Source organism: Streptomyces sp. JNUCC 64, from assembly GCF_054484115.1.
The window spans coordinates 5,563,046-5,589,895 of sequence record NZ_CM137015.1; the positions used below are offsets into that span (position 1 = coordinate 5,563,046).

Sequence of the window (26,850 nt, forward strand, 5' to 3'; positions counted from 1 at the left end):
CCTCAGGGTTCCTTCCTCGGCTCGCGGTCCCGGGGCGTGCCCGGGCCGGTCCGCCGCGCCGAGGTCACGGCGGCGACCGGGTCGTGCTCAGGGGGCCCGGCTCCCCGCCGCCCGGGCGGGCGGGGGACCTGCTCGGTGCTGACGCCCCGCAGTCCGTAGCGGCGGTGCCGGGGGTCGAAGCTCAGGGGCATGTCACGCACCTCGTGATCGGGGTGCGCGCCGGGCGGGCTGTCGAAGCTGAGCGCCAATGACTCCGGAGGGCCACCGCCACCCCTCCGCGCTCCGCGCCCCAGCCGCTCCTGGTGCCATGCGGACGCCTGCCAGGGCGCGTCTCGCAGCGCGTCCCGGAGGCCCGTGTCCCGCAGGGGCGGCCCCATGTCCAGGGGGCGTGAGGGCGGACAGGACCGGCGCCCGAGGAAGGGCAGGAAACGGGGTGTCAGCACCGCCTCGTACAGCTCCCCGAGGAACCGGTGGTTCCCGCTCTCCAGCCCCACGACGAACACGGCGTCCGCCAGGTAGTAGCGCTCCGACACGGGCATCGCCTTCTCCGTGTCCAGGTGCCGTGCCGTCTGGAAGTCCCGCAGCCGGGTGCCCGGCTGGTCGACGCGCACACCGAAGCCCAGGGCCGCGAGGTCCGACGGGTCCGCCTGTCGGCCGCGCCCGAGTGAGGCGGCCAGCAGACCCACCACCCCGCTCTTCGTCGGCGCGTTCTCCGTGGAGCGGCGGGCGAACCGGGAAGCCGAGCCCCACGACTGGAGTGGCCCGGCGAGCCGCAGCAGCAGTACGCTCACGCGCCCGCCCCGATCCGTTGGGCGACCGCCTGCCCGACCTCGTCCAGCAGCGTCCGGAACGTCACCTCGGAGCCGAGCGCGGAGAGCGCCTCCGTGGCTTCCCCGACGCGGAACACCCAGGTCCGGTCACCGTCCTGGACACCGTACTGCTCTTCGAGGGAGGGGACGTGCGCGGCCAGCCGCTCGCAGCTCCCGCGCAGATAGCCGCCCTCCCGCGTCAGCGGGATGGGCCGCTCGAAGGCGTCGGCGAAGCTGACCGGGCGGCGGGCGCGGAGCTTCACGACCACGGCGGAGGGGAGCGTGTGGTTGCCGAAGGTGTTGACCTTGCCGGTGGGCAGGGAGTGGACGAAGGCTTCGAGGAACGCCGTCACGGCCCGCTCGGCCGGAGTGCCCGGGCTCTCGTCACCGGCCTCACGCTTCCCGGCGTCTTTGTACCCCACACCGAGGTTGCGGTGCAGTTCGTCCACGTCCACGGCGGCGTAGCGGTACAGCGTGGCGGAGTTGAAGTCGACCGAGCCGATCATCCCCGCGCCGGATTCGCCGTCGCGTGCGTTCCGGTCGTCCACGGCCGTGTAGTAGTCGGACTCGATCTCCACCCGGTGGACCCCGATCGCGTGCGCCACCTGGGTGGCCGCGTCCACGTTCAGGTCCGCCGAGTCCGCGACCATCCGGCCGAACAGCGCGATGTCCACCGAGTGCCGGGTGTCGGCTGCGGTCCGGGCTGCCGCCTTGTTGTCCTTGTCCTTCAGGTATTCCTTGAGGGCGGTGAGATCACCGCCCGCGCTGCCCTTGATCGCCAAAGTGGCCAGTGCGTCCAGCTGACGGCGGCTGAGGAACATCAGGTACAGCGACTCGGGGGCGACGTCCTCACCCGTCTCCCCGCCGGTCTTGGCCTTGCGCTTGGGCACCTCCACCTTGGACCCGGTGGCGACCCGGATCACCTCGGCGGCCAGCTCGAACGCGGCGGCGGGTTCCTTGAGGTTGTCGTCCAACGCGACGATCCGCTCGGCGAGCTCCTCGGCCACCTTCTTCGTCCGCACCCCCAGCTCGGACGGGGGGAGCAGTTCCTCGAACGCCTTGCGGGTGGCGCGCTTCCACGCCTGACTGGACACCCTCGCCCGCCGGACCCCGCCGTACAGGGCGGTCTTCGGGGCGCCGGTGTCGTCCCTGTTCAGATTGCTGGGCGGGACGTTCTGGAGGATGTGGATGTCGAGGATGGTTCGGGCCATCGAAGAGGTCCATTCACTGATCGTGGATATGGCGGATGGGTGCAGGAGCCGGGGAACGGAGGTCAGTCGGCGGAGTCGTCCACCCCGGCGGTGTCGCCGGGGCCCCGGGCGGACGCCCCGCCGTCCGGCGGAGTCCGGCCGTTCGGCAGTGGGCCCATGGCCATGTGGAAGTCCCGTCCCCAGGTCCGGCGGACGTCCGCCCGCAGTTCCTCGTTCTGCCAGCTGCGGAGCTGGTCCGCGAGACGGCTGTAGTCGAGGGGGATCCGCGCGCCGCGCAGCAGCGTCACCACCTCCCGCAGCCGGACACCGAGCATGTCGAAGGACGAGGAGGTGCCGATGCGGACGAAACGCTTGCGCAGTGTTTCGTCCACGTCCAGCGTGGAGGCGGCGTCCGGGGCGGTGTCCGGAGCCTCCACCGGGCCGCCCCGGGACTGCCGCGCCAACCGCCGGACGGCGTACCCGAGGCTCCAGCCGGGGGTGTGCATCCGGGCGTCGTGCACGGACTGTTGGTGCAGGGACCACAGAGACACGGCAAGGTGCGCGGCCTCGTCCTCGGCCTCGACGACCTCGGCTCCTCCCCGAGAGGTGTGGTGCGTGACCCATGCGGGCAGGCCCTCCGGCCCGTTGCCAGCAGTGGCGAGTGCCTCCTCCCGCAGCTGGGTCAGTTCCTCCAGAAGGCCCAGGCCCCATGTGCCGGGGCGGTCGTAGGCGGCTCCTCCGAGGCCCCGGCGCAGCTGGGCCAGGGCGGCGACGGCCGACGGGTGGTCCCGCAGATACATGTTCTGAAGCCTGCTGACGCACCGTTCGGTGGCCACCGCCACGGGAGTGACCGGGCGGTACCGGTCCCTCCGGCGGGCCGTGCCGGTGGCCGTGGTGGCCTCGGAGGTGTCCGGAGTGTTCATGTCGCGGAGTCCTCCCGCGTGTCGTCGTTCGCGTCGGCCGCGTCCGGGCCGGAGGGCAGGATCTTCTTCAGCTGGCGTCGGAACAGCAGGTCGGCCCGCGCGTCGTTGAGCCAGCGGCGGCCCACGGCCGGCACGTCCACGACCCGGCCTTCCGAGGCGGTGTCGCCCGCCGCGTCGACCAGCTCCCGGCCGAGCCTGGACACCAGGCGGCGAACCTCCGCCCGCCAGACGTCGTGCGCGGCTTCCGGCGTCGGGGAACCGGCGAGCCGGGTCAGCCAAGCCCGGTACGGTCCGTCGAGGGTGCCGAACCCCAGGTCGCGGGCGGTGTCCGTCGCGGACTCGGGGGCGGAACCGACCGCGCGGGCGAGGTTCCCGGCGAGATGGCCGAGGGCCCGGACAGCGAGTTCCGCGTCTTTGACGGCGTCCACGGCGACCCGCGCGTACGGCGAACCCTGTGCGTGGAGCATGATCACGGGCAGTACCACGGAGTCGTCCACGACTTCGTCGATGACGGACTGCTGGGTCCCGTACACGGCCCCGGTCAGCCGTAGCCGGATCAGCCCGTTCAGCTCCAGGCCGCCCTCGGTGGCCAGCACCGCGTTCCAGCGGACGATCCCCGACGGCAGGGCTTTGGGAGCCTCCCCGCCGCTTCCTTCCGGCTCTCCCCGGGCGGGCAGCAGACTCGCGAGCCCCCGCCAGGCGGCCTTGCTCGGATCGTGGACCTGCGGCATGTAGTACAGCGGCCGTCCGCGCTTCTTCTCCTGGACGGGGCTGCGCCGCCAGGGCGTCATCGGCTCCAGTTTCCAGGGCGAACCCGGGTCGAGGGGATCGCCGTATCCGAGGACGACACCGGTGACCCCCTCGCCGTCGTCGTGGAGGCGCACCCGCCGGGACTGCCAGGTGTACAGGTCGCGTGGGCCGTGCGGCCGGGGCGCCGTGGCGCCGCCCCGGGGAGGCGGCCAGGCGCCGCCGGTCCAGCCGTCCCGGCGCCAGGCTGGGAGATCCGACCCCTCGGGCACGTCGTCGTCGGTGTCGAGGATGCCTTCCCGCAGCGGGATCAGGTTCAGGAGCAGAGTCTCGTGCAGAGTGGCCCCCTCCGCGTGGAGCCCACCCAGCCCGCCGACCGATCCGACGCCGAGGGGGTACACCTTCCCGGCCTTGGCCCTGCTGTCGTCGGTCATGCCCGACTTGATTCCGGACGGGTCGTAGGCATGGGCGTGCACCAGCCAGCGGGCCGCCTCCGCGTATGAAAGCCGTTCCACCCCCGGCCTGCGCATCGCGAAGAACGGGTCGCCGTTGGGGACGTCGGCGACGATCCGGTTCAGCGAGGCTACCTCGTCCTTGGCGGTACGTAGCCCCGCCACCTGGAAGAAGGGTGTTCGGGGATGCAACAGGTCGAAGCGGTCCCGGTGCTCCTCCAGATAACGGAGGACCGGGGCGAACGGATCATCCGCCTGCCACAGCTCCTCCCAGTCCTCCAGGGTGTCGGGTCCGTCCAACGCGTCGTAGAGGACCGCCAGCAGCAGCCTCAACAGCGCGAACTCCTGGGTGGAGAGGTCACCGACGAGCCGACGCAGCGTCCGGGCCCGCGCGAACAGCTCACGCAACGAGACTTCGGACGTCGTGCCGTCGTCGTGCCGGACCGGCAGCCATGGACGGTCGACCAGGTCGAACGTCGGCACCGTGCTCACCACGTCCGGAGGGACGGAGTGGGACGCCGTTTCCTCGCGAACGGTCTCACCGACGGCGTTCCCGTCATCGGGAGCCTGTTCCTGAGGGCTGTCGTCGGTGACATCCGCACTCGTTTCCTCCACGTGCCCGGCGGCCGGACGCGGGGGCGCGTCGGCGGTCGTCACACGCAGTCCGTCGAACTGGTCGTAGACGAGGGTGAAGTCTGCCAGCCGGGTCTGACATTCCTCGTCGAGGACGAGCACCAACTCACCGGCCAGCAGCGGACATTCCTTGACCTGCCAGGCAGGGACGAGGAACCTTTCGAGTTCGGCGATGGTGCGGTCGATCATCCAGGGCTTGGCGAAGTGCGCGGGCAGCGTCAGGGCGCACGCGGCGACCGCACGGGCCGACGGGCCGTCCGGCGGGAAGTCCACGGGCAGCTCACGGCCGCCCCGGCCGCCGTCGAGCCAGGGCAGCGTGCTCAGTCGTCCGTCCGCCGTCCGGCGGATGACGAGGACCTGGAGCGAGTCCTCCGCGTCCCGCACCTGCGCCCGACCACCGGGCGAGTCGTCGGCGTCCCCGGCGTGCGCCTGGAGCCATCCGTACAGGGGGCGGCCGTCCCGCTGGGCCCGGTCGAGGAGGAACCCCCGGGCCCTGTCCCGCTGCCCGGAGACGTACGTGTCGTGCTCGTCCTCCGCCCGCCGCATCTCCTCCGACCACGCGGTGGGCCCGATCGAGTCCGGTCCGTACGCGGCCTGGACCAGCGGGCTGATGTCCTCGGGAAGCCGTACCGGCGTGCCGTCCAGATGGGGATCCAGAGCGGCGAGCGCCCGCAGCAAGGGGTGTTCCTTGTAGACGAACCGCGACCCTTCGACAGGGAGCGGGGGAGCGGACTTCCAATCCTCGACCCCGGTCACCAGGCAGCGGGCTCCGGCCAGCCGCCCCGGCCGGGGGCGGGCGTGCCGGTGCAGCCGCCCCATGCGCTGCAGCATCAGGTCGACGGGTGCCAGGTCGGTGACCAGCAGGTCGAAGTCGACGTCCAGGGACTGTTCGACCACCTGGCTCGCCACGACGATGTGCAGTCCTGGACGGCGTGTCCCGTCCGGACCGAACCGGTCCCGGAGGTCCGCGTCCTTCGCGGCGCGGTCGGCGTCCACGAACCGGGAGTGCGCGACGGTGACTGCGTCCCTCCCGAACCGCTCGCGCAACGCCTCGGCGGCCTCCTGCACCCGTTTGACCGTGTTCCGGACGACGAGCGCGCACCCGCCGTCCGCCAGTTCCTCCGCCAGCCGCCGCACGAGCCCGGGGAGGTCGTCGTCGAGACGTTCGAGCGCTACGGCGGCGTCCCGTCCCGGGGCGGGGGTGGGCGTGGCGGTGCCTATAGGCGCCCCTGGGGCCACCGCTGTGATCAGAGGATAGGCGGTCCCGTCCGCCGGTCCGGAGTCACTGACCACTTCCGTTCCCCCATAGGCCGAGGCGAGCGCCCGCCTGCGGTCGGCGGGCAGCGTGGCGGACAGCAGCACCACCGGCACGCGGTACGCGGCCAGCCATTCGAGGACCCGGTCCAGATACCGGTTCATATACGCGTCGTAGGCGTGGACCTCGTCGATGACGACGACCTTGCCCGCCACCGCCAGGTGCCGCAGCGCCAGGTGGCGGCTCTTCAGCCCGGCGAACAGCAACTGGTCGACGGTTCCGACCGCGAACGAGGCGAGGAGTTGCTTCTTGCGGCCGCGCAACCACTGGTGGGCGTGGAGTCCCGCCGGGGCGCGCCGTTCGTGCCAGTTCGGCTCGATAGAAGCGTTCACGTCGGCTTCCACCGCGCTGATCGCCCGGTTGCCCTCGCTCAGGAGGCCGGACCAGTCGTCGTTGAGCGCCGCCTTGGCATGAGCCAGGACGACGGACCGGGGGCCGTCCTGGGGCAGCCGCTCCAGCCAGGTCAGCAGCCGGGGGAACATGGCGTCACCGGTGGCGCGGGTGGGCAGCGCGATCAGACAGCCACCCGCGCCGCCACGTGCCGCGAGTACCTCGGCCGCCGCCAGGGCCGCCTCGGTCTTGCCCTCGCCCATCGGGGCTTCGATCATCAGCAGCCCGGGGGTCGGCATCTCCCGGGCCATCCGCACGGCCTCCGTCTGCACCTCTCTGATCCGGGCGCCGTCTGGCAGGTCGAACCGGCGGAAGAACAACTCCTCAGCGGGCGTTCCGGGGTCCTCGGCCACCCATGGTCCGGGAAGGTCGAGCCCTTCCCACGCGGCCGTGAGCCGCCGCCGTTCGGACGCCGCGCCAGCGGGCAGCCAGGACGCCGGGGCGTACGGGAAGAGCTCGGGCGCGCTGGCGATCCAGTCGGCGAGGATGACGACGGCGGTGAGCGTCACCTGCACGGTCTGCGGCAGCCGGACGGCCTTCCACTCCGTGAACCGGTCGTGCACCCCCGCCAGTTCCGCGCACTGGTCCAGGAACTCGAACTGCACGTCCCGCCAGAGGGGTTCGCTCTCCCCCTGATGCCGGACGAACTGCGGGCGCAGGCTCAGGTCGTGGATCTGCAGATGGTCGGGGGGAACGCCGTGGTGGCCGCCCGCGATGACCGCGAATTGTCCGGCCGTCCGCCCCTTGATCCCGTACCGCTCGGCCAGCCACTCCTGGATCAGTTGCTGGCCGACCAGTCCGTGCGGTGCCATCCGGCGGTCGGGGCCGTACTGCTTGGCCGTCCGCATCTCCAGCCCGGCGGCGCGCATGCGGTCCGCCAGTCCCTCGACTTGGCAGGCGAAGGCCGGGGAACACTTCCCGGTGTCATGGCTGGCCGCCGCGAAGACCGCGAGCCGCCGGGCGTCCGCCTCCCCTCCGGGCAGGACTTCCGCGACGAGCGCCTTGACGTTCCGGGGCAACCACCGGTCCCACAACTCCCCTGCCACGGCGCCGCTGTCGGCCATGTGGCGCCACAGGGGCAGCCATTCGTCGGTGGCGTGCTGGTGCTTGGCCCAGACGGTCCGCGCGGCGGGGGACAGCCGGGAGAAGGGCGCCGGTTGGCCGGGCACCTCCGGGTCGTGCTCTGAGCGCATGCGCACAGTTGACATGAGTGATGCCTGTTTCGGGAGGTGATAGCCGAAAGCGATGAGACGGGCAGGGAAGGCGTGATACCAGGAGCCCAGGACGGGCCTGCCGAGGGGGGACCGGTCCCGCTGTTTGGCGGGGCCGGGTTCTCACCCCTGGGGCCCGGAGTGGGCCAGGCTTGGTAGGTGTCTTTGGAGGCCGGCGGCTCTATGGCCGCTTCGGGGCGGCTCGGTGGCGATGGTTCATGTCGGTGAGCCCACTGCTGGGCTGAGATGCCAGCGGTCGGTACAATGGCTGGACTCCTTTGCGAACCTTCAGACGGGTGGATCAAAGGACGCGACCCCGGCTCGCGTGCGCGAAGTCTCCTGTTGACGCAGGAGGCGCACGTAGGCCGGGGTTCTTGGTCCCCGGCCTCGGGAGGCGTGGAGTCACTGTACACGGCGCCAAGTCCCTTGAAAAATGCTTGTGTTGTGCACAAGAGCGGCAGAAGGAAACCCTTGGCTCGCGCCAAGGGTACCGCTGGAACCCAGTTCAGACTCTGGTCCGTTGGGCGTGGAGCCACGGTGAGCGGTAACCCCGCACGTGCGGGGAGCAAGTGAACTACGCGCCAAGGGCCCGCTGGTACCCATGGACCACCCCCGCGTGCACGGGGAAGTCCTCTTGTCTACCATCTGACATGTCAGGTGGCCCTCTCCCTCACATGTGAAGTGGTTGTCTGGGTGCTCTCGCGGCTTGTGTCCAGGGGTGTGGGTCCGGTGGCCGCTCCGGTACCCGGCTTCCGGAGTCGGGAAGCACGGCTCCGGCTTCCCCTACCGCAGGTACGTTCGCTGCCACTCCGCCGAGGACATCGTCCGGGCCGCCTCCGCGAGGGTGATCGCGGAGTCCGTCTTCAGTTTGGCGCGGGTGCTGTCCACCCACTCGCGCGCGTTGCTGTAGCCCTGTTCCAGGTACTCCAGCCCCTGGATCACGCACTCCAGCTTGTCGGCGTCATGGGCGACGAGGACCTCCAGGGAGTCGCCGTTCTCGTACTCGTCGACCACCGCCTGGATCCCGGCCGCCACCGCCGGGTACGCGTCGGCCACCTGGTCGCGGGTGACGTCCTCGTTCCGCGCCGCCGTCAGATAGCGCCGTCCGATCCACGGAATGTCCCCGACCCGGGTCTCCTGGGTGTCGTGGAAGGTGCACAGCAGCGCCACCCGGGCCGGGTCGGCGCCCTCCATCATGGCGAGCACCGCGCCGATCACCGCCACCCGGAACGAGTGCTCCGCGATCGTCTCCGGGTCCTTCACCCCGGCGATCCACCACCCCGACCGTCTGCCCCGCTTGAGCGCGCCTATCTCCATCAGGTATCCGACGGTGCCCTTGGCGTGTTCGTCAGACATGTGAACGTCCCTCCCTGGTCAGGTGTTCAGCTTCAGTCCGTACTGCAGGGCGTCGAGCTCGCGCCGGGACCGGGGGGAGACCGTTCCGGCGTCCAGCAGCCGGGCCACCCGCTCCGCCAGACCGCGACGGAGCACGGGGTCGGACGCCAGCAGCCCGGGGCGGGCGGCCAGCAGGGCCCACACCGAGTGGACGTTGAGGTCGACGCAGCCCAGATCAGGGTCCAGCCGTTCGGTCAGCCTGCGCAACAGCGCGCCCCCGTCCCACGCCGCCCGGGAGCCCATGAACGAATCGTCGCCGCGCGGCAGCCGGTCCAGTCCCAGCCAGTACGCCCAGTAGTTGAGGTTGGCCTGTTCGCCCGCCTCGTCCGACAGTTCGCGTTCGATGAACGCCCACAGCGCCTCCCGGTCGTCGTACCGGGTCAGTGAGGTCGCCAGGGAGCGCGCCTCCGCCCAGCCGGGGGCGCCGCGGCCCCGGTCCCGGCTCCGGCGCGCCCGTAGGTCGGCGATCCACGCGTGGGTGTCCGGCGCGGTGTCGTAGCCGCACAGGTAGAGGGCCTGCCGCCGGAGCAACGCCCCCCGCTCGCCCGCGTGGTGGGCGATCTCCGCGTAGCGGCGCAGCCGGTCGAAGAACGCCCGCCGCTCCGGCTCGCCGAGCAGCGGTCCCTCCGGGGTGGGCCCCCTGCGCTGCGGGGTGTCCGAGGTCGGCGCGGGCAGGGCCGCGGGCGGGACCCCGGTCAGTGCCCAGGCGATCATGTGCGTGGACGTCCGGGTGAACACCAGGGTGGCCAGCGGGTGCGTGGCGTAGTCCGCCGGGCCCGTGCTGTGCAGGGTCCGGCCGAGCACCGCGTCCGCGTCCATCGCCACGTCGAAGAGGGCCAGCAGGGCCGGGTCCGCGCCGTACCGCAGCAGGGCGCGCTGCACGGAACGGAAGTTAGCGGTGGAGACCGAGGAGAGCGGACGGCGCCCCGACTCCCAGCCCTGGACGGTGGTGTGGTCGACGCCGAGCGCCTCCGCGAGGCCCTGCTGGGTCAGCCCCGCGCGCTCCCTGGTGATCTTGAAGAGATGGCCCGTGACGCTGCCCTCTCGGGCCCTCGTGGGGGAACGCTGACCGCCGATCAGAGTTCCCGGCGGCCGCCATGTGTCCGGAGTCATGCGTTCGGCTCCCGTTTCTGCCGGTACCACTGAACTCGTACTGAGTGTCAGTGTTTCCGCGCGTCGGTTGTCCGTAGGTTCTTCACCGAGCCGCCCGGTGCTCAGGGAAGCAGACCCTAGGCGCTGACGGGCTCACGGCGCAGAGGAGTGCCCACCCGGGCCGCTTACGAGTGACAACCACGAGGGGATCCCGCATGAGTCACCGAACAGGGTCGTACGTGGTCGCCGGGCGCGCGGTCGCCCCCGGCGGGGGGAGCGACCCGCGGGGGCCGCGCACGCCACCGGGCCCTCCCGGGGGCGGCGCCGGGCCGGAGGGACCGCTCGGCGCCGCCCGCCCCGCCACGCCCGGCGGGCGCCCCGGCGCGACACCCGGCGCCCGGACCCGTACCGCGCGGTACGCCGTCCGCGAGTGACCACCCTCAAGCGCCGCATCATGACGACGTGCGGCATCGCCGGTCCCGCGCTGGTGCTCGCGATCGGCTTCGGGTTCGGCTGGATCGCCTGTCTCTGCGCGGCCGGACTCCTGTGACCCCCGGTCCCGTCGGCGAGGCTCTGACTTCCCCCGTATTCAGGGCCCCGGCGGGAACGGGTCGCTCCGCCTCCGGCGCCGGGCACGCAAGGAGGGAGCGCGCCGGAGGCGGAGCACACCCGCTTGCGCGGCCGACGGCTCCCGGTCCTTCGGCGGCGCGGACCCGGGGGCGCGCGCCGGGCGCGGACGGTTCGTGGCCGGGGACGGCTCGCAACGCGGGCGGTTCGTGGCGCGGACCTCCGTGGGACGGACGGTTCGTGGCACGTACGTCCGTGACGGGGACGGCTTGTGACGGGGACGGCTCGTGGTGCGAACCGTTCGCGTGGGGGTGGCCCGTGGTGCGAACCGTTCGCGGTGCGGGCGGTCCGTGGTGGGGGCGGCCCGTGGTGCGGGTCGTTCGCGGTGGGGACGGCTCGTGGTGGGGGCGGTCCGTGGTGGTGGGCGGTCTGTGATGCGAACCGTTCGTGGTGGGTGCGGGGCGCGTGGCGCGGGACGGGCCGTCCGTCGTGTCCCTGGCTAGGATGAAACGTTCCGCGCCCCACCGCCCCCGAGGCGCGGGGCCGCCGCCGGGGAAGGGAGCGCGCATGCCGGACGGACCGCGACGGGACGGGACCGGGCCGCGCTCCCGGCGCCGTGCCCAGGGGGAACTGGAGGCGCTGGTCCTCGCCGCCCTCCGCTCCGCTCCGGGCCCGGTGAACGCCGGATGGGTGCGCGACCGGCTGGAACAGGACCTCGCCTACACCACCGTCATCACCATCCTCACCCGGCTGCACACCAAGGGCGCCGCCTCCCGTGAGCGGGCGGGCCGTTCCTTCGTCTGGACGTCCGGGGCCGACGAGGCGGACCTCGCCGCCCTGCGGATGCGCCGGGTCCTCGACGCGGAGGCGGACCGGGGCGCCGTCCTCGCCCGCTTCGTCACCTCCCTGGAGGAGGACGACGAGCAGACGCTGCGCGCCCTGCTCGCCCAGGAGGAGGACTGAACCGGTGGGCGTCTTCGTCTTCCTGCCGCTGGTGCTGCCGCTCAGCGCCTGGCCGGTCGCCCGGCTCGCCGAACAGCATCTGCACCCCCGGACCGCCACCCGGCTGCTGACCGCGCTCGCCGGGGTGTCCGCCCTGTGCAGCACCCTGTGCCTGGGGCTCCTGGTGGTGGTCGGCACCGCCCAGCTCCCCGGCAATCCGCTGCCCGACGGCTGGTCCGACCCCGAGGTGCGGGCGGCCGTGCCGTACGACGAGGTCGCCGGGAAGACCGCGATCCCCGTGCTGCTGCTGGTGCTGACGGCCTGTCTGCGGGCGCTGTGGCGCGACCGCCGCACCCGCCGGGACGCCGCCCGCGCCCTCGCCGGACTCCGTCCCACCTCCGTCGTCGTCCTGACGGACCCCGTCCCGTACGCCTACGCCCTGCCCGACGGCCCACCGCTTCCGGCGGGCGCCCGGCGCGGGCGCCGCGATGGGCGACGGGGTGGCGTCCGGGACGGGGGCCCGGGCCCGGCACCGGCACCGGCACCGGCCCCGGAGCGGGCCGGTGGGCGCGCGGGGTGCCGGGCCGGGCGCCGCACCAGGGCCGGGACCGGCGCTTGGGCCGGGGTCGGGGCCGGAGGGCGGATCGTGGTGACCACCGGAGTGCTGGACGGGCTCACCGGTCCCGAGCGGCGGGCCCTGTTCGCCCATGAGCGGGCCCACCTCGTCCGGCGCCACCACCGTCATCTGCTGGTGGTCCGTCTCGCCGCGCTGGCCAACCCCGCGCTGCGCCCGCTGCGTTCGGCCGTGCTCTACACCTCGGAGCGGTGGGCGGACGAGGAGGCGGCGACGGCGGTCGGCAGCCGCCGGGTGGTCGCCCGGGCCATCGGCAAGGCGGCGCTGGCCGCGCGCGGCGCTCCGGCGCCGGTGTTCCCCGGGGCGCCCGGGTTCTCCGGAGCGCCGGGGTTCGCCGGGCCGGGACCGGTGCCGCGCAGGGTCGCCGCGCTGCTCGGTCCCACCCCGGTGGCCCGGAGCTGGCCACCGCTGTCCACCACGGTGGGGCTGGCGGTGTGGGGCGCGGCGGCCGGGACGACGGTCTCCGCGCTGTCCTCGGCGAACTCCGCCGTCACGCTCTTCCTCATCCTCCAGGCGGCCACCCCGCTGTGAGCCTCCGGCGCCCGGCCGGACGGTTCCCCCTGCCCCTTCCCCCTCTTCTTCTTCCCGTCGGCCGGGACGGTGTGCGTCCCGGTCCCGTCCGTCTGACGGCTCGCTGGACGTGCTGTGCGGCCCGCGCGCGGGGGCCGGGCGTCAGCCCTCCTCGTCCCCGCCCTCGTCCTCCTCCTCGAAGAAGTCGCCCACCTCGTCGACGACCTCCGCCGCGACCAGCCCGGCCGCCACGCCGACCGCCACCCCCACCGCGCCCGCCGCCACGGCGGTTCCGGCACCGGGTCCGGAGCCGTGGTGCCCCTCGTGGCCGTGGGTGCCCGGGAAGCCCACCGCGCCGTGTGCGGTACGGCTCTCGGCCAGCTGGTCGATCCATCCCTCCACCACCGTGGTCCAGTCGGGGCGGGACGCCTCCTCGTGGGTCACGGAGAACCGGGCCAGCGTGTCGTCGGGGCCGCCGTGGCCCGCCGGTCCGTCGGCCTCCAGGACCACGTCCGTCCCGTGCGGTCCGGCGAGGAACGTCACCTCGATCCCGCCCAGGGCGTGGGCGTACCGGGGCGCCGGGCTGATCTCGATCTCCTGGTAGAAGGGGAGGAGTTGACGGGTGCCGCCGATGTGCCCGTACTCCAGGTCGGCCGAGACGAACCCGAACCCGAGCTGTCCGAGCGCCTCCAGCACGGCTTCCTGGACCGGCAGCGGGCGGACCGTCAGCGGGTCGAGGTCGCCCTTGTCCCGGGCGCCCGCCACCACCAGTCCGGTGCGCACCCCGAGCACGATGCCCAGGGGCTGTCCGTACAGCTCGGTGACCGGGGTCTCCCAGGGCAGTTCGAGGGAGAACGGGAGGGTGCGCCGCTCACCCGCCGGGAGCCGGAACCCCTCGCTCACGACGAGACGTCCGAAGGCCGCGTCCCCGCGCACCTCGCCCCCCTCCGTCTCGGCCTCCACCCGGGCGAGCAGTTCCAGTTCGACGCGCTCGATCCCGAAGTCCGCCTGCCCGCCCTCCAGATGGACCTCGCCGGTGAGGGTGCCGCCGGGCAGGACCGCGCCGGGGGTGAGCACGGTGTCCACGGTGGGACCGCCGAGACCGATCGAGCCGAGCAACCTCTTGAACACCATGGGGGCTCACTCCTTGTCCGTCGTCTTCGTACGTCGTGTTGGTAAGTCGTCTTGGTACGTCGAACTTCTACAGTCTTGTAGAAGCATAGGGTGCGTGGACGCGGCGCGTGGGTGAACAGGAGGCGGCATCGCACGAACGGGTGATCGGGGAGTGCCCGTCCGTCAACGGGGGGAAGGGTGACGACGTCAACGTGGGAGGCGAACGCCCTTGCCGGGCCCGGGGATTCCGTCAACCGGCCGCCCCGGGCCGCCCTCCTGGTTGACGCTCTTCGCCGTGGCGAAAGGCGTGATGATGCTTGGGCCCGGGCCTCACAGGCTCCACTGGTCGAGCAGCGCGTCCGTGAGGTCGGGGCCGTGCGGCGGGGCGACCGGGCCGTGCGGCGACTGCTCGGTCCAGATCACCTTGCCTTCGGGGGTGTAACGGGTGCCCCAGCGGTCCGCGAGCTGGGCCACCAGGAACAGTCCGCGTCCGCCCTCGTCGGTGAGGGAGGCCCGCCGCAGATGGGGCGAGGTGCTGGAGCCGTCGAAGACCTCGCAGATCAGCGAGGCGCCGTGGATCAGCCGGACGGTGATCGGCTGGGCCGCGTACCGGACCGCGTTGGTGATCAGCTCGCTGAGGATCAGCTCCGTGGTGAAGACGATCTCCTCCAGCCCCCACTCCCGCAGCCGTTCGGCGCAGGCGGCGCGCACCGGGGCGACGGCCGCCGTGTCCGAGGGCACCCGCCACTCGGCGATCCGCTCCTGCCCCAGCAGCCGGGTGCGCGCCACCAGCAGGGCGATGTCGTCCCGCTGCTGCCGGGGTCCCGTCAACGCCGCCAGCACCGCCCCGCAGGTCTCCTCCGGGCTCAGCCCGGGGCGCCCGGCGACCGCGTCCCGCAGCCGGGCGAGACCGGCGTCGATGTCGTGGTCCCGGCTCTCCACCAGCCCGTCGGTGTAGAGGATCAGCCGCGACCCCGCGGGCAGCCGGAGCACCGCGGTCTCGAACGGCAGTCCGCTGCCGATGCCGAGCGGCGGCGAGACGGGCACCTCGGGGAACTCGACCCGCCCGTCCGGCAGGACCAGCCCCGGCGGCGGATGGCCCGCCCGGGCGACCGCGCACTCCCCGGTGACCGGGTCGTAGATCGCGTACAGACAGGTGGCCCCGGTGACGTCCAGCCCGTCGCCGCCCGTCCCGCGCTCCTGGTCCATCCGTCCGACCAGCTCGTCCAGATGGCCGAGGATGTCGTCCGGCGGGAGGTCCAGCGCGGAGAAGTTGTGGACGGCGGTCCGCAGCCGTCCCATGGTCGCCGCCGCGTGCAGCCCGTGCCCGACCACGTCCCCCACGACCAGCGCCACCCGTCCGCCGGGCAGCGGGATCACGTCGAACCAGTCGCCGCCCACCCCCGCCTCGGCGGGCAGATAGCGGTAGGCGACCTCGACGGCCTCCTGGACCGGCAGGTAGCGCGGCATCAGACTGCGCTGGAGGGTGACCGCCATGGTGTGCTCACGGGTGTAGCGGCGGGCGTTGTCCAGCGAGACCGCCGCCCGGGCCGCGACCTCCTCGGCCAGCGCCCGGTCGTCCGCGTCGAAGGGCTCCGGCCGCTCGGAACGCCAGAAGCCCGCGATGCCCAGCAGCACGCCCCGGGCGCTCAGCGGCGCGGTGATCAGCGAGTGGATGCCGTCCGCCACGATCCGCCGGGCCCGCTCCGGGTCCTGCGCCCGCCAGCCCGGGGCGTCCGACAGCCGGGGCTCCAGGACGGCCCGCCCGGTCGTCAGCCCCCGCGCCTGCGGGGTGGAGGGCGCCAGCCGGATCAGCTTCCCCTCCGGGTACAGCGGCGGATCGTCCCGGACCCCGGCGACGCAGACCCGCCGCACCTCCTGTTCCGTCCCGTGCACCTCCTCGCCGCGCAGCACCGCCTCGACCAGGTCGACGGTGACGAAGTCCGCGAACCGGGGCACGGTCGTCTCCGCCAGCTCCCGGGCGGTCCGCGCCACCTCCAGGGTGGTGCCGATCCGGACCCCGGCGTCGTGCAGCACCTCCAGCCGCCGCTGGGCCGCCTCGGCCCGGTGCGAGGCGGCGAGCAGCTCGGTGGTGTTCCGCACGGTGGCGACCCGGCTCACCGGCCCGGGGGCGCCCTGGGTGGGGCGCTGACTGATCGCGAGGGTGCGCCCCGCGACCAGGTGCAGCTCGTCGGTGGCCTCCCGGCCGGAGGTCAGCAGCTCCTCGATCTCCTCCGGCAGCTCCAGCCCGTCCACGGCCCGGCCCTCGGCGTCGGCGGGGAGGTCCAGCAGCCGCCGGGCCTCGTCGTTCACCAGCGACAGCCGCCCGTCGGGGCCGGTGATCAACACGCCCTCCCGGACCGAGTGGAGCACCGCGTCGTGGTGTTCGTACATCCGGGTGATCTCGGTGGGGCCGAGTCCGTGCGTCTGGCGCATCAGCCGTCGGCTGAGCAGCGCCGCGCCCCCGAGGGTGAGCAGGACGGCGGCCCCGGTGGCGGTGAGCACCAGGGGCAGCCGTTCGGCGGCGGCCGAGTTGGTCCGGGCGATCGTCACCCCGGCGCCGACCGCCCCCACCACCGTTCCGTCGGCCCGGCGGACCGGTACGTAGGCGCGGACCTGGGGGCCCAGCGATCCCACCCGTTCCTCCATCACCGTCCGTCCCGCGAGCAGCGGGGCCAGCCGGGTGGAACTGGGCTTGCCGATGCGGTCGGGGAGCGGATGGGTGAGCCGGATGCCGCGCCGGTCCAGCACCACGACGAAGTCCACGTCCGCGCCCTTGCGGGCCTTCTCGGCCCGGGGCTGGAGCACCGCGGTGGGGTGCTCGGACTCGATGGCGGCGGCGGTGCCCGGGGCGTCCGCGAACCCCTCGGCCAGCGACAGGGAACGGCCGCCCGCGTCCTGGACGCTCTCCTCGCGGGCCATCAGCAGCAGGAGGACGACGGCCCCGGCGGCGAGCAGCAGCACGACCACGAGCTGCAGGACGAACATCTGCCCCACCACGCTGCGCCCCCACAGGGAGCGCGGCCCCGTCCGCCGGGGCGGCGGTCCCTGCCCGTCCGCCGGGGACCGCCCGGCGGAACGCCTGATTCCTCCCATACGGTATTTCTACCGCTAGGTAGGGAGAAGTTCTTTCGCGACGGGGCGTGTCGAAGCGGGTGCCGGGGCGCCTCCGCCGCCCCGGAACGGTCGCCCGGCGGCCTTCGGCCCGGGGCCCGCCGCCCCTCCGGTCCGGCCCCGCCGTCCTCCGGGGCAGGGGCCTGCCGTCCCTCGGTCCGGCCGTCCACCGGCCTTCGGTCCGGGCCTGTCGTTCCTTGGTCTAGGGCCCGTCGTCCTTCGGGGCGGCCGTCCGTCGTGCTTCGGTCCGGTCGTTCGGCCGCCGCTTTTCGGGCTGAGGGCCGTGACCTCTCAGCCCGGGTGCTCGTCCCCCTCGCTCCGGACGCCCGGCTCCTGACCGCCGGTGACTCCGTACGGCGCCTGGTCCCACGGAGCCCACGGGTCCCATGGGCCAGCGAGCCCGTCGGCCTCGGCGAATCCGTTGGTCTCGGCGAACCCGTCGGTCCCACTGGCCCCGGCGACCCCGTCGAGGCCGGTGACCCCACCGAGTCCGGCGCGGACGTCAGATGAGTCCGGACCGTCGAGGTCGCCGGGGACCCTGAGAGCGCGGGGTGCGCCGAGGACGCCGGGTGCGCTGGGGACGCCGTGGGTGCCGAGGCCGCCGGGGATGTCGAGGCCGCCGGGGACGCCCAGGACGCCGGGGGCTTCGAGGGCGGCGGGGCCGGGTGCGCCGCCCCCGCCGCGACCACCCCGGCCGATGCCGCCGGGGTGGTCGCCCGCGTCCCCGTCCCCGCCGTCGGGCCACCCGTCCCCGTCGCGCGCCGTCGTCGGCCGTTCCCCGGTGGCGCCCTCCGGGGCCGGCACCCCGGCCGTGGTCGCCGGAGCCGGGGCCCCGGAGCCGTCCTCCGGGGTGAGGGCCCCGACGGGCGCCGCCGGAGCGGAGGCCCCGGCGGCGCCCTCCGATCCGAAGACCCCGGCGACGGGCCCCTCCCAGGGCCCCGGGTCGACGGCCCGGTACCGGGTGGCCTCGGCCGGGAGCATCACCAGCGCGGTCGTCCCGCCGGAGGCGGAGGGACGCAGCTGGACGCGCACCTCGTGCCGACGGGACAGCAGGCAGGCCACGAACAGCCCCACCCGGCGGGAGGCGTAACGATCCGGCTCGGGCGGCCCGGCGAGGCGCTCGTTGACCTCGGCCAGGTCCTCCGGGGACATCCCGACGCCGTCGTCGTGGACCTCCAGCAGCACCCGCCCGTCGGGCAGCGCGTGTCCGGTGACCTCCACCCGGGTCTGCGGGGAGGAGAACGAGGTGGCGTTCTCCATCAGTTCCGCGAGTAGATGGACGAGGTCGTTGACGACCCGGCCGGCGACCTCGGTGCCGGGCACCGCGACCAGTTCGATCCGCTGGTACTGCTCCACCTCCGCGGCGGCGGCCCGCAGCACGTCCACCAGCGGCACCGGCCGGGCCCAGGGCGCGCCCGGCGTCTCGCCCGCCAGGACCAGCAGGTTCTCGCTGTCGCGCCGCAGCCGGGTCGCCAGGTGGTCCAGCTTGAAGAGCGAGGAGAGCTGGTCGGGATCGGTCTCCCGGGACTCCAGCTTGGAGAGGAGCGAGAGCTGACGGCGGACCAGCCGCAGACTGCGGTGGGCGAGGTTGGCGAACATCGCGTTGACGTTCCGCCGCAGCCGCGCCTGCCCGACGGCGAGTTCCACGGACGCGCGGTGCGTCGAGTCCAGGGCCCGGGCGGTCCGCCCGATGTCGTCCCGGCCGTGGACGCCGACGGACGGCACCGTGGTGTCCACGTCGTGGGGGTCCGCCCGGGAGAGCTGTTCCGCCAGTTCGGGCAGCCGGTGCCGGGCCATGTCCTGGGCGGCCTCGCGCAACTGGCGCAGGGCGGCGGACCGCCGGAGCACCGGGGGACGGACCCGGACGGCCTTCGACTCGGCCTCCCGCAGCAGCTCCTCCGCCCGGGCCCGGGCCTCCTCCAGCCGGGCCGCGGCCTGTCCGGCGGCGGCCACCCGGACCAGTTCGGCCTCCTGCTCGACGCGCTCCAGGTCCTTCAACCGGCTCTCGGCCACCCCGGCCGCCGTGGCGAGCCGCCGCCGCTCCTCGCGCGCCCGCCGCTCCAGGCTGCTGCGCTCGGTCTCCTCCTGGGCCACGGCGAGTTCGGCCTCCAGCTCCTGGCAGCGGGTGCGGGCGACGTTCCGCTCCCGCTCCGCCTCCCCGAGCGCCTTCGCCAGTCGGCTGACCTCGTCGCGGAGCCGGTCCCGCTCCTCCGCCAGCCCGTCCTTGCGGGTCCGGTGGCGCTCCAGTTGCGCCCGGGTCAGGCCGGGGGCGGCGGGGGCCTCCGCGGCCTCCAGTTCGCGCAGCTGCGCCCCGAGCGCCCGCAGCCGCTGCCGCTGGTTCTGCACGGTCGTCCGCAGTTCGAGCAGTTCCAGCTCGCGGTCCTCGACCTCCAGGACGGCGTCCTCCAGCCGGTCGCTGGCCATCTGCTCCCGGTAGCGGGCCGGGTCCTCGGCCAGCAGCGCGTCCCGGTGCAGCTGGTAGAGCCTGCCCTGGACCTCGGGGGTGACCTCCTCCCCATGGGCCTTGCAGGCGGACTTCATCAGTTTGTCGAGGAAATACTTGTCCGGAATGCGTTCGCCACTCAAATAGCGGGAGACGGTCGAGGGCCCGATGTGGTGATAGGCCGCGAACTGGCGCTGCGACTTTCCCGAACTCTTCATCAAACGCCTTAACGCGAGCGCGAGTTCGCGCACCTCCGGACGCAATCCCGGTGACAGCGGCTTGAATCCCTCCACGTCGTCGAAGAGCGATTCCTCGTGATCACCCGCTTCCGTCATCGCCGACCCCTTCTCCCTTCCGGCGCGTTCCGGGGAACCCGGCGCGCCTGTGACACCCGGTGGCACCGGCACGCGCTCGCCGGGCCTCCGGCGACCCTCCGGCCCCTGTCCGGAGCCCTCCCGTCCGGAACCGTCCGGTCCGGAGCCGTCCCGTCCTGGCCGACGCGCCGCGCCGACCCGACCCGCGCGCCGCGCACGGCAACCGCACGGCCGGGAAGGTCCGTTGGTATGCGACGGCCTCCCGGACGGTCGGCCTCGGACGGTCCGCCCCGGACGCCGGTCCTGGACGCCGGTCTCCCGGACGCCGGTCCCGGACGTCGGCCCCGGCCCGCCGCGTCCGGCCGCTTCCCGCCGCGCGCCTATTCGACGATGCTGTTGAAGAACGCCACGGAGGCCGCGAAAGCGGTCGCTCCCACGATGACCGCGCGGGCGGGACCGGCGCCGTCGGAATGCGCGGTCAGTATTCCCGCTCCCAGGCCCACGAGGACGCCGGACAGCAGAACGAGTGCCGAGCGCGCGGTCAACAGGGTGCGATTCATCCGGTCCCTCCTGAGGGGTCGTGATCAGCACGGCGGCGCACCGGGCCGGGGGCGCCGGTGCCGTCGTCCGCCGTGGACACCGCTCAGTCTGCCGAGACGGGAGGCCGTTCCCGTCCGGGAACGGGTGTTCCCGGACAGGTGGGAACACATATCGACGTTCCGCGCATCGCCCCCGCGCCGCACACCCCTCCGGACGGCGTCCCGCCGACCGGGCCGCCCTCCCGTGGACCGGGCGGTGTCAGACCCTTCCCGTAGCGTGTCGTCCATGGCCGGTAACGGGGAGAGCCACACCCGACCGGGCGGACCGGCGGCGGGCCGGACCGCTCCGGGCGTCCAGCCCTACTACGCGCGCAACGCCGCCCTTCTCGGGAGGCGTTACGGCGGAGTCTCCTTCGAGGAGGCGCACGGCGGGGTGCTCGACCTGCTGCCGCCCGCCCCGGCGCGGGCGCTGGACGTCGGCGCGGGCACCGGACGGGACGCGGCGGCGCTGGCGCGGCGCGGCTACCGGGTGGTGGCGGCGGAGCCGGTGCGCGAACTGCGGGAGGTCGCGCGGGGCCTGTACCCGGCGGCGGACGTCCGGTGGACGGCGTCGGCGCTGCCGGAACTGCCCGGGCTGGAGGGGCCCTTCGAACTGGTGCTGCTGTCGGCGGTGTGGATGCATCTGCCGCCCGTGGAGCGGGGGCCCGCCATGCGGCGGCTGGCCGCGCTGCTGGCGCCGTCGGGACTGCTGGTCGTCTCGCTGCGGCGCGGGACGCCCCCGGCGGACCGGGTGATGTTCGAGGTCCCCGCCGAGGAGGTCGTCCACGACGGGGAACGGGCCGGGCTGCGGCCGGAGCGGCTCGTCGAGGACGGCGCGGACCGGCTCGGCCGCGCCGGGGTGTGGTGGCAGACGGTCGCCCTGCGCGGCCCGGGGGAGGCACGGTGAACGGACGGGACTTCTACGCGGGGGACGCCTCGGCGCGCGCGTCATGGCGGCTGGCCGTGCTGATGGGGGCGAACACGCGCACCTACAAGTTCGCCCTGGGGCGGGCGCTGCTGGAGTTCGGGGGCGCCGGACGGCAGGACGTCCCCCTCGACGAGTTCGCCGCCGCGTACGGCCTCGGCCTGGTGACCCGTCCGGCCGGGAACCCGCAGGTGTCGCGGAGCACCAGACTCGGCGAGCAGGACTTCCTGACCGTCGCGGAGCGGGAGTCCGCCGCCACCCTGGCGGCCGGGCGCCCCACCGAGCGCCTGGTGGCGGCGGCCGTGCGCTCCATGCCGGGGATGGTGATGGAGAAGTTCCACCACCTGCGCGGCGACGGCCGGGTCGGCCACACCTTCTACGAGCTGACGGGGACGGGACGGCACCGCGTGGTGCGGCTGACCCCGGAGCTGCTCCGGCTGGCGGGCTCGGAACAGGCGGCGGGCCTCGCGGCCGAACTGGACGCGCGCTGGAGCATCGTGGAGCACTCCTTCGCCGCCGGGGTCGGGCGCGGTCTGATCGAGGAGGGCGTCGCGGTCGACCTGGACACGCTGAGGATCACCGACAAGCTCCGCCGCCGCCCGGTCACCGGGGTCGTCGAGGCCACGGTCGGTTTCCAGCACGGCCGCTGTCTGATCTGCGACGAGGTGCTGGCCCCGGGGGAGGCCGTCGCCGTCGACCACGTCTTCCCGTTCTCCCTGATGCGCAGGTTCGGGGGAGTCGGCTCCTGGCACGGCCCCGACCTGGACGCCCTGTGGAACCTCGCCCCCGCGCACGCCGGCTGCAACGGGACCAAGAGCGACCGGATGCCCACCCCGGCCGAACTCGCCCGCCTCGCCGCCCGCAACGAGACGATCGGGTGCTCCCCGCACCCCCTGCGCCGCACCCTGGAACTCACTCTCCGGGGCGCCGCCCCGCGCGGTCGGCGCCCGGCCACCTGGCCGGAGTTCCTGGAAGCGGTGCGGACGGTGGTCTGAACGGGAGCGCCGCGAGGGACGGCCGGGACCCGTCCGGGAACCCGCCGGGGCCGTACGGGCGTCGGTACCCGGGGCGCCGCACCACGGGCGTCGGGCGGGCGGATGACAGACGGACGGCGGCCACGGCCCCGGTCGGTCACCGTGGAATCGCCGGTCGTCCGCCGACGACCGGCGGGAGCGAAGGGGGCGGTGTGCGACTGTCGCAGGAGGTCACCGGGTGGGCGTTCCTCGCGGAGCTGGGCGGGGTCCGGCACCCCGCACTGGCGGTCGGGCTGGACAGCGTCAGCCCGTTCACCCGGGCCGGGGGCCACGGCAGCCTGTTCACCCGCGCGCTCGGGTGGGGTTTGCCGCAGATCCGCTCGCTGGAGGAGATCCCCTGGAACGACGGCCCCGTCGACCGGCGTTGGCGCGTCGTACGGCACGACGACGGAACGTTCTCGGTCCTCGCCCCCGACGGCACGCGGCTGGTCCACGACCTCGGCTGTGAGGAGCCCCCGGGCTGGCGGGAGGCGGCGGAGACCTCGGGCACGGTCATGCTCGTCGTCTCCCATGTGCTGCCCCTCGGCGAGGACCCGGTGGCCGCGCTGGCCCGGGAGACCCGGGAGGGGCTGGTGTGCGTCGGCCGGGTGGCCTTCGGCGGGCCCGTCCACCTCCCCGGGCCGCCGACGGCCAGGTTCCTCCTCGACCCGGTGGGCACGCTCCAGGAACTGGCGTTCCTGGTGTACGAGCGGCTCCTGTCGATGGACGAGGCGAAGCGGCGGGCCCGCCACGTCGAGGAGACCCGGAGGCTCTTCACCGGGGAGGAGGGCCGGAAGCTCTTCGACGAGCCTCCCACGCTCTCCGCCGGGGAGATGCTGGAACTGCTCCTGACGCGGGAGGACTTCCTCGACCACCGGGGCCTGACCGACTACGCGTACGCCTACCGGCGGCTGGTCGCCGAGGTCGCCGACGCCTGCGGCGACGCGACGGCCTGGCGGACCGCGGCGCTCCACACCGTCGACGCGGCCGTCGACCTGGTGGCGGAACGGTGCGACCGCGCGGTGTTCGAGGACGCCGACGCGCTGCTGGCCCGGATGACCGACGGGCTCGACGCCCCCGGCGCCACCGACGACCCGGTCCAACGGGAGGCCATGCTGCTGGCGTCCGCCCGGTTGCGGATGGCCACCCGGGGGCCGCTGGAACGGGCCGCCGACCACTACGCCCGGGACGGGACGACCGACTGGGCCGCCCGGATGACCGCCGACCTGTACCGGACGTGGTTCACCGGGGAGGAGCCGTTGCAGAAGGAGTCCCACCGGCTGACGGTGGAGGCGGGGCACCTGGTGGTGCGGGCCCTGGAGCTGACCGGGGGGACCCGGCGGGTCCGGCTGCTGGCGTCGTTGGCGCAGATCATCGCGGACGCGGACGGCGTCCACCAGGGGGCGGCCCGTGCCGCGCTGTCGGCCTGGCTCGACTCGCCCACCGCCGACGACCCGGACGTCGCCGTGTTCCTCCTGCGGACGGTGCGCGACCTCCCCCCGGAAACGTTCCACGAGGTGCTCGTCACGGTGTTCGGGACGTCCCTGTCCGAGTTCGTCGCCGTCCACGGCCGTGCCGTCACCGCGAAGGTGGTCGGTCAGACCGTCAACCTGGCCCGGGAGCGGGGCGACCGGTCGCTGCTGCGTTCCGTGCTGGACTGGTCGGAACCGCTCGTCTTCCACCGGGACCCGGCCCACTACAGACAGCTGCTCGAAGCCCGGCCGCACGCGCTCCCCGACGACCCCCTGGACTGCGCCGCCGCCGAGCGCGCGCTCACCTCGGATGGTACGGACCCACCGGACCCGACGGCCGCCCCGGCCGCCCCGGACGCCCCCGGTCTTCCGGAGCTGCCGGACTCCTGGACGCCCGGGCAACGGCGTTCGGCGCTGCTGCACCTGGCCGCGCACGCCCGGGACCTGCGGCGCCCGGCGACGGGGCTCGCCCTGCTGAAGGAGGTGCGGGACGACGGTCCGGAGTTCCGGCTGCTGATCGCGGACCTCCACCACCAGTGCGCCGAGACGGGCCGACCGGCCGCCCGTCCCCTGCCGTTCCCCTGGGGCTACCACACCTACGCGGCGCTCACCTACGCCTCGCTCGGCCTCGAACAACTGGCGCTGGCCTGCCTGGTGCCGTTCGCCCAGCACCTGGACGGGCTCCGGGGCGAGGAACTCCAGGGCGCGCTGGCCGCGATCATCGTGGACGCGCCGAACTTCGACACCAGCGGCGCGCCCGGACTCGCCGGGACGCTGCGCGACCTGGTGCACTCGGCGGTGTGGCGGCTGACGGCGGAGATCGAGACGCTGCCGATGTCGCTGATGCTCGGACTGCACCAGGCGGGCAAGGGCGCTGAACTGGGCGCCTGGTGGCGGATCGAGGGCCCGCTGACGCTGCCCGCCCCCGTCCAGCACCACCTGCGCATGCTGCGGGACCTGGAGTCGCCCACCACCTCCGGCGACGGGTCGCCGAACCTGCTGAACGTGCTCGACGGCGACCACCGCCCCGGCGGCGGGGACGACACCCAGCTCGCCCGCAACCTGCGGTGGCGGGTCTCGTCGTTGGTCGACCACGAACTCAGGCGCCGCTCCCCGGCGCTCCTGAACGACGGCCGCCTCTGGGGAAGGGTCCACGAGCTGCTGGACGACCGCACCGTGCTGCTGACCTGGTTCCTGCCCTCGGCGGTGAACGGCGCGGCCGTGCTGCTCGCGGTCACCCGGCAGGGCGGGGAGATCGTCGTGCACCTCGGTGACGGCCCGGACGGCGACGCCGACCGGCACCCGGTGGCGGACCGGGTCGAGGCGGCCCGGACGGAGATCGAACGCGACCCGCTGTTCGACGAGGTGACCCCGGAGGGCCGCCGGCTGCTGACCACGGCCGAGATGCCGGTCGGGGGCGATCGCTGGGACATCTGGCGCGCCCTGGGCAAGGACCGCGCCCTGCTCTGGCCGCACGGCGCCCTGCACTACCTGCCGGTGGCGCTGTGCCGGGCGGGCGACCGGCTGATCGCCGACGACTGGACGGTCACCACGATCGCGGGCCTGGAGGCCCTGCTGCCCGCCGGGGCCCCCACCCGACCGGCGCGCACCGCCGTCCTGGCCTCCGCCACCGGGGGCGTGCCCTACGGGCTGCACGCCGAACCCGCCCTGGAGGAGCACGCGCGGCGGGTCGCCGGGGCGGTCGGCGCGGACGCCGTCACCGGTCCCGCCGCCACCCGGGCCCGGCTGCTCGCCGAACTGGCCACGGCGGACGTCGTCCACATCGCCGCGCACGGGACGCTGGACCGGGACGCGCCGTGGCTGCACTGCCTCTACCTCGCCCCCGACGAGGACGACGACGGACGGGTGTCCGCCCACGACTTCCTCGAACTCGATCTGCGGGGACTGCGCCTGGTCACGCTCGCCGCGTGCGAGTCGGCGCTCGGCCGGTTCGACCGGGGGGACAACGTCCGTGGCATCCCGGCGGCGCTGATCACCGCCGGTGCGGGGGCCGTCGTCGGCTGTCTGTGGCCGGTGCGCCCGGAACCCGCCACCCACTTCCACCACGAGATGCACCGTCGGATCGCCCAAGGCACGGACCCCGAGCGGGCGTTCCGCGCGGCCCAGCTCGCCACCCGGGCCGCGTACCCCCATTACCGTGACTGGGGATCGTTCACCTATCTGCACGGCCGGAGCGAGGGAGCCCACCCATGACCGACACCGACATCACGGCGTACGAGGTCGAACTCCTCCCGGAGCGCACGCTGGGCGGCCCGGGGGACGACGGCCCGTTGCGCGGACGGCTCACCTTCGGCTGGGACCTGCTGCCCGCCGACCACCCCAACGCCCCGGCGGAGTGGCTGTCCTACGTGGGCGCCGCGTCCGGCCGGGAGTTCCGCCAGCTGCTGATGGTGTGTTCGTTCCGTCCCGAGGGCCCGGAGAGCCCGGGGACCTTCCGGCACGCGTCCCTGGGCGTCGCGCTGTCCGCGTCCGGGCCCGGGGAGCCGCCGTCCGGTGAGCGGCCGGTCGCCCGGCTGATCGAACCCGGTGAGCGCACCCGGCCGTTCGCCGCCTCCGGTACGGGGGTGACCTTCAGCGTCTCCACGGGGGTGCTGGGCATGGGCGTGGAGCGTCCGGCGGGCGCCGGACCGGCGACGGAGGAGTGGATCGTCCGGGGCCACGGCGCCTCCCAGCCCAACCCCCAGTGGGAGTTCCGCCAGGTCAAGCGGTTCCCCCTGGTCGGTGACCATCCGGTCGCCGCGCTGGTGGAACTGGTGCCCGGCCGGACGAACACGGCGGAGGTACTGGTCGCGGCGGAGCTGGAGCACCGCGACTGGGGCATCCGCCGCTACCGGGCCCGCCTCGCCCCGTCACCGCACACCATCGTCCTGGCCGGGTGACCCTCCCGGCCCGGAACGGCCTGTTCCGGCGCCGGGCCCGGTTCCGCCCACCGGTACCGCCCCCGGCCCGGCCCGACCCGCCCCCGGCCCGGCCCGACCCCGGCCCGGTCGGGACCCGGACCGGACCAGGCCGCGTCGGGCCGGGCCAAGGACCCGGGTCCTTAGCCC

At 74.1% G+C, this 26,850-nt stretch carries 16 protein-coding genes; 6 read left to right on the forward strand and 10 right to left on the reverse strand.

Annotation, left to right across the window (positions count from 1 at the left end; genetic code table 11):
* Positions 1–2 precede the first annotated feature (2 nt).
* From cas5e to ACVWNX_RS23160, 6 genes are all read right to left on the reverse strand, one after another.
* Complete coding sequence (gene cas5e, locus ACVWNX_RS23135; protein WP_454409563.1) at positions 3–791, reverse strand: type I-E CRISPR-associated protein Cas5/CasD; 789 nt, start codon at positions 789–791, stop codon at positions 3–5.
* A complete protein-coding gene (gene cas7e, locus ACVWNX_RS23140) occupies positions 788–2,020 on the reverse strand; it encodes a type I-E CRISPR-associated protein Cas7/Cse4/CasC (RefSeq protein ID WP_454409564.1) in 1,233 nt (410 codons plus the stop codon). Before cas7e ends, cas5e begins: the two co-directional genes overlap by 4 nt.
* A 62-nt stretch (positions 2,021–2,082) precedes the next feature.
* Entirely contained in the window at positions 2,083–2,922 is an 840-nt protein-coding gene (gene casB / locus ACVWNX_RS23145) for a type I-E CRISPR-associated protein Cse2/CasB (protein ID WP_454409565.1), read from the reverse strand.
* Positions 2,919–7,652 (reverse strand): type I-E CRISPR-associated protein Cse1/CasA, encoded by a 4,734-nt coding sequence (gene casA / locus ACVWNX_RS23150; protein ID WP_454409566.1) that lies wholly within the window; start codon positions 7,650–7,652, stop codon positions 2,919–2,921. The genes casB and casA overlap by 4 nt, the downstream gene beginning before the upstream one ends.
* A gap of 801 nt (positions 7,653–8,453) precedes the next feature.
* On the reverse strand, positions 8,454–9,026 hold the full coding sequence (locus ACVWNX_RS23155; protein WP_454409568.1) for an HD domain-containing protein: 573 nt from the start codon (positions 9,024–9,026) through the stop codon (positions 8,454–8,456).
* An 18-nt stretch (positions 9,027–9,044) separates the two neighbouring features.
* Positions 9,045–10,178, reverse strand: a complete 1,134-nt coding sequence (locus ACVWNX_RS23160) for a helix-turn-helix domain-containing protein (RefSeq protein WP_454409570.1) — start codon at positions 10,176–10,178, stop codon at positions 9,045–9,047.
* Between the two features lie 1,113 nt (positions 10,179–11,291).
* Here ACVWNX_RS23160 and ACVWNX_RS23165 point away from each other — a divergent pair.
* Both ACVWNX_RS23165 and ACVWNX_RS23170 read left to right on the forward strand, forming a co-directional pair.
* Entirely contained in the window at positions 11,292–11,687 is a 396-nt protein-coding gene (locus tag ACVWNX_RS23165) for a BlaI/MecI/CopY family transcriptional regulator (protein WP_454409571.1), read from the forward strand.
* A gap of 4 nt (positions 11,688–11,691) precedes the next feature.
* Entirely contained in the window at positions 11,692–12,831 is a 1,140-nt protein-coding gene (locus ACVWNX_RS23170) for a M56 family metallopeptidase (RefSeq protein ID WP_454409572.1), read from the forward strand.
* Between the two features lie 141 nt (positions 12,832–12,972).
* On the opposite strand, the gene ACVWNX_RS23175 is transcribed toward ACVWNX_RS23170, so the two are convergent.
* The 4 genes from ACVWNX_RS23175 to ACVWNX_RS23190 all read right to left on the reverse strand — a co-directional run bounded on the left by ACVWNX_RS23175 (position 12,973) and on the right by ACVWNX_RS23190 (position 20,354).
* The gene (locus ACVWNX_RS23175) at positions 12,973–13,944 is read right to left on the reverse strand and encodes a sporulation protein (RefSeq protein ID WP_454409574.1); all 972 of its coding nucleotides are present in this window, start codon (positions 13,942–13,944) and stop codon (positions 12,973–12,975) included.
* Positions 13,945–14,253: 309 nt separating this feature from the next.
* Positions 14,254–17,019, reverse strand: a complete 2,766-nt coding sequence (locus tag ACVWNX_RS23180; RefSeq protein ID WP_454409575.1) for a SpoIIE family protein phosphatase — start codon at positions 17,017–17,019, stop codon at positions 14,254–14,256.
* Positions 17,020–17,328: 309 nt separating this feature from the next.
* A complete protein-coding gene (locus ACVWNX_RS23185) occupies positions 17,329–19,815 on the reverse strand; it encodes an ATP-binding protein (protein WP_454409577.1) in 2,487 nt (828 codons plus the stop codon).
* 359 nt (positions 19,816–20,174) lie between these two features.
* Positions 20,175–20,354 carry a hypothetical protein gene (locus ACVWNX_RS23190; RefSeq protein WP_454409578.1) on the reverse strand — a complete coding sequence of 60 codons (180 nt, stop codon included), beginning with the start codon at positions 20,352–20,354 and terminating at the stop codon, positions 20,175–20,177.
* 265 nt (positions 20,355–20,619) lie between these two features.
* On the opposite strand from ACVWNX_RS23190, the gene ACVWNX_RS23195 reads away from it, so the two are divergent.
* The 4 genes from ACVWNX_RS23195 (at position 20,620) to ACVWNX_RS23210 (ending at position 26,682) form a co-directional block, all read left to right on the forward strand.
* A complete protein-coding gene (locus tag ACVWNX_RS23195; RefSeq protein WP_454409580.1) occupies positions 20,620–21,279 on the forward strand; it encodes a class I SAM-dependent methyltransferase in 660 nt (219 codons plus the stop codon).
* Entirely contained in the window at positions 21,276–22,292 is a 1,017-nt protein-coding gene (locus ACVWNX_RS23200) for an HNH endonuclease family protein (RefSeq protein WP_454409582.1), read from the forward strand. Before ACVWNX_RS23195 ends, ACVWNX_RS23200 begins: the two co-directional genes overlap by 4 nt.
* A gap of 191 nt (positions 22,293–22,483) precedes the next feature.
* A complete protein-coding gene (locus ACVWNX_RS23205) occupies positions 22,484–25,996 on the forward strand; it encodes a CHAT domain-containing protein (protein ID WP_454409584.1) in 3,513 nt (1,170 codons plus the stop codon).
* A complete protein-coding gene (locus tag ACVWNX_RS23210; protein ID WP_454409585.1) occupies positions 25,993–26,682 on the forward strand; it encodes a hypothetical protein in 690 nt (229 codons plus the stop codon). The genes ACVWNX_RS23205 and ACVWNX_RS23210 overlap by 4 nt, the downstream gene beginning before the upstream one ends.
* The last annotated feature ends 168 nt before the right edge of the window (positions 26,683–26,850 follow it).

Coding starts and splice junctions, on each gene's coding strand:
- cas7e (WP_454409564.1), bottom strand. CDS start 2,020: ATGGCCCGAACCATCCTCGACATCCACATCCTCCAGAACGTCCCGCCC.
- casB (WP_454409565.1), bottom strand. CDS start 2,922: ATGAACACTCCGGACACCTCCGAGGCCACCACGGCCACCGGCACGGCC.
- casA (WP_454409566.1), bottom strand. CDS start 7,652: ATGCGCTCAGAGCACGACCCGGAGGTGCCCGGCCAACCGGCGCCCTTC.
- ACVWNX_RS23155 (WP_454409568.1), bottom strand. CDS start 9,026: ATGTCTGACGAACACGCCAAGGGCACCGTCGGATACCTGATGGAGATA.
- ACVWNX_RS23160 (WP_454409570.1), bottom strand. CDS start 10,178: ATGACTCCGGACACATGGCGGCCGCCGGGAACTCTGATCGGCGGTCAG.
- ACVWNX_RS23165 (WP_454409571.1), top strand. CDS start 11,292: ATGCCGGACGGACCGCGACGGGACGGGACCGGGCCGCGCTCCCGGCGC.
- ACVWNX_RS23175 (WP_454409574.1), bottom strand. CDS start 13,944: ATGGTGTTCAAGAGGTTGCTCGGCTCGATCGGTCTCGGCGGTCCCACC.
- ACVWNX_RS23180 (WP_454409575.1), bottom strand. CDS start 17,019: ATGGGAGGAATCAGGCGTTCCGCCGGGCGGTCCCCGGCGGACGGGCAG.
- ACVWNX_RS23185 (WP_454409577.1), bottom strand. CDS start 19,815: ATGACGGAAGCGGGTGATCACGAGGAATCGCTCTTCGACGACGTGGAG.
- ACVWNX_RS23190 (WP_454409578.1), bottom strand. CDS start 20,354: ATGAATCGCACCCTGTTGACCGCGCGCTCGGCACTCGTTCTGCTGTCC.
- ACVWNX_RS23195 (WP_454409580.1), top strand. CDS start 20,620: ATGGCCGGTAACGGGGAGAGCCACACCCGACCGGGCGGACCGGCGGCG.
- ACVWNX_RS23210 (WP_454409585.1), top strand. CDS start 25,993: ATGACCGACACCGACATCACGGCGTACGAGGTCGAACTCCTCCCGGAG.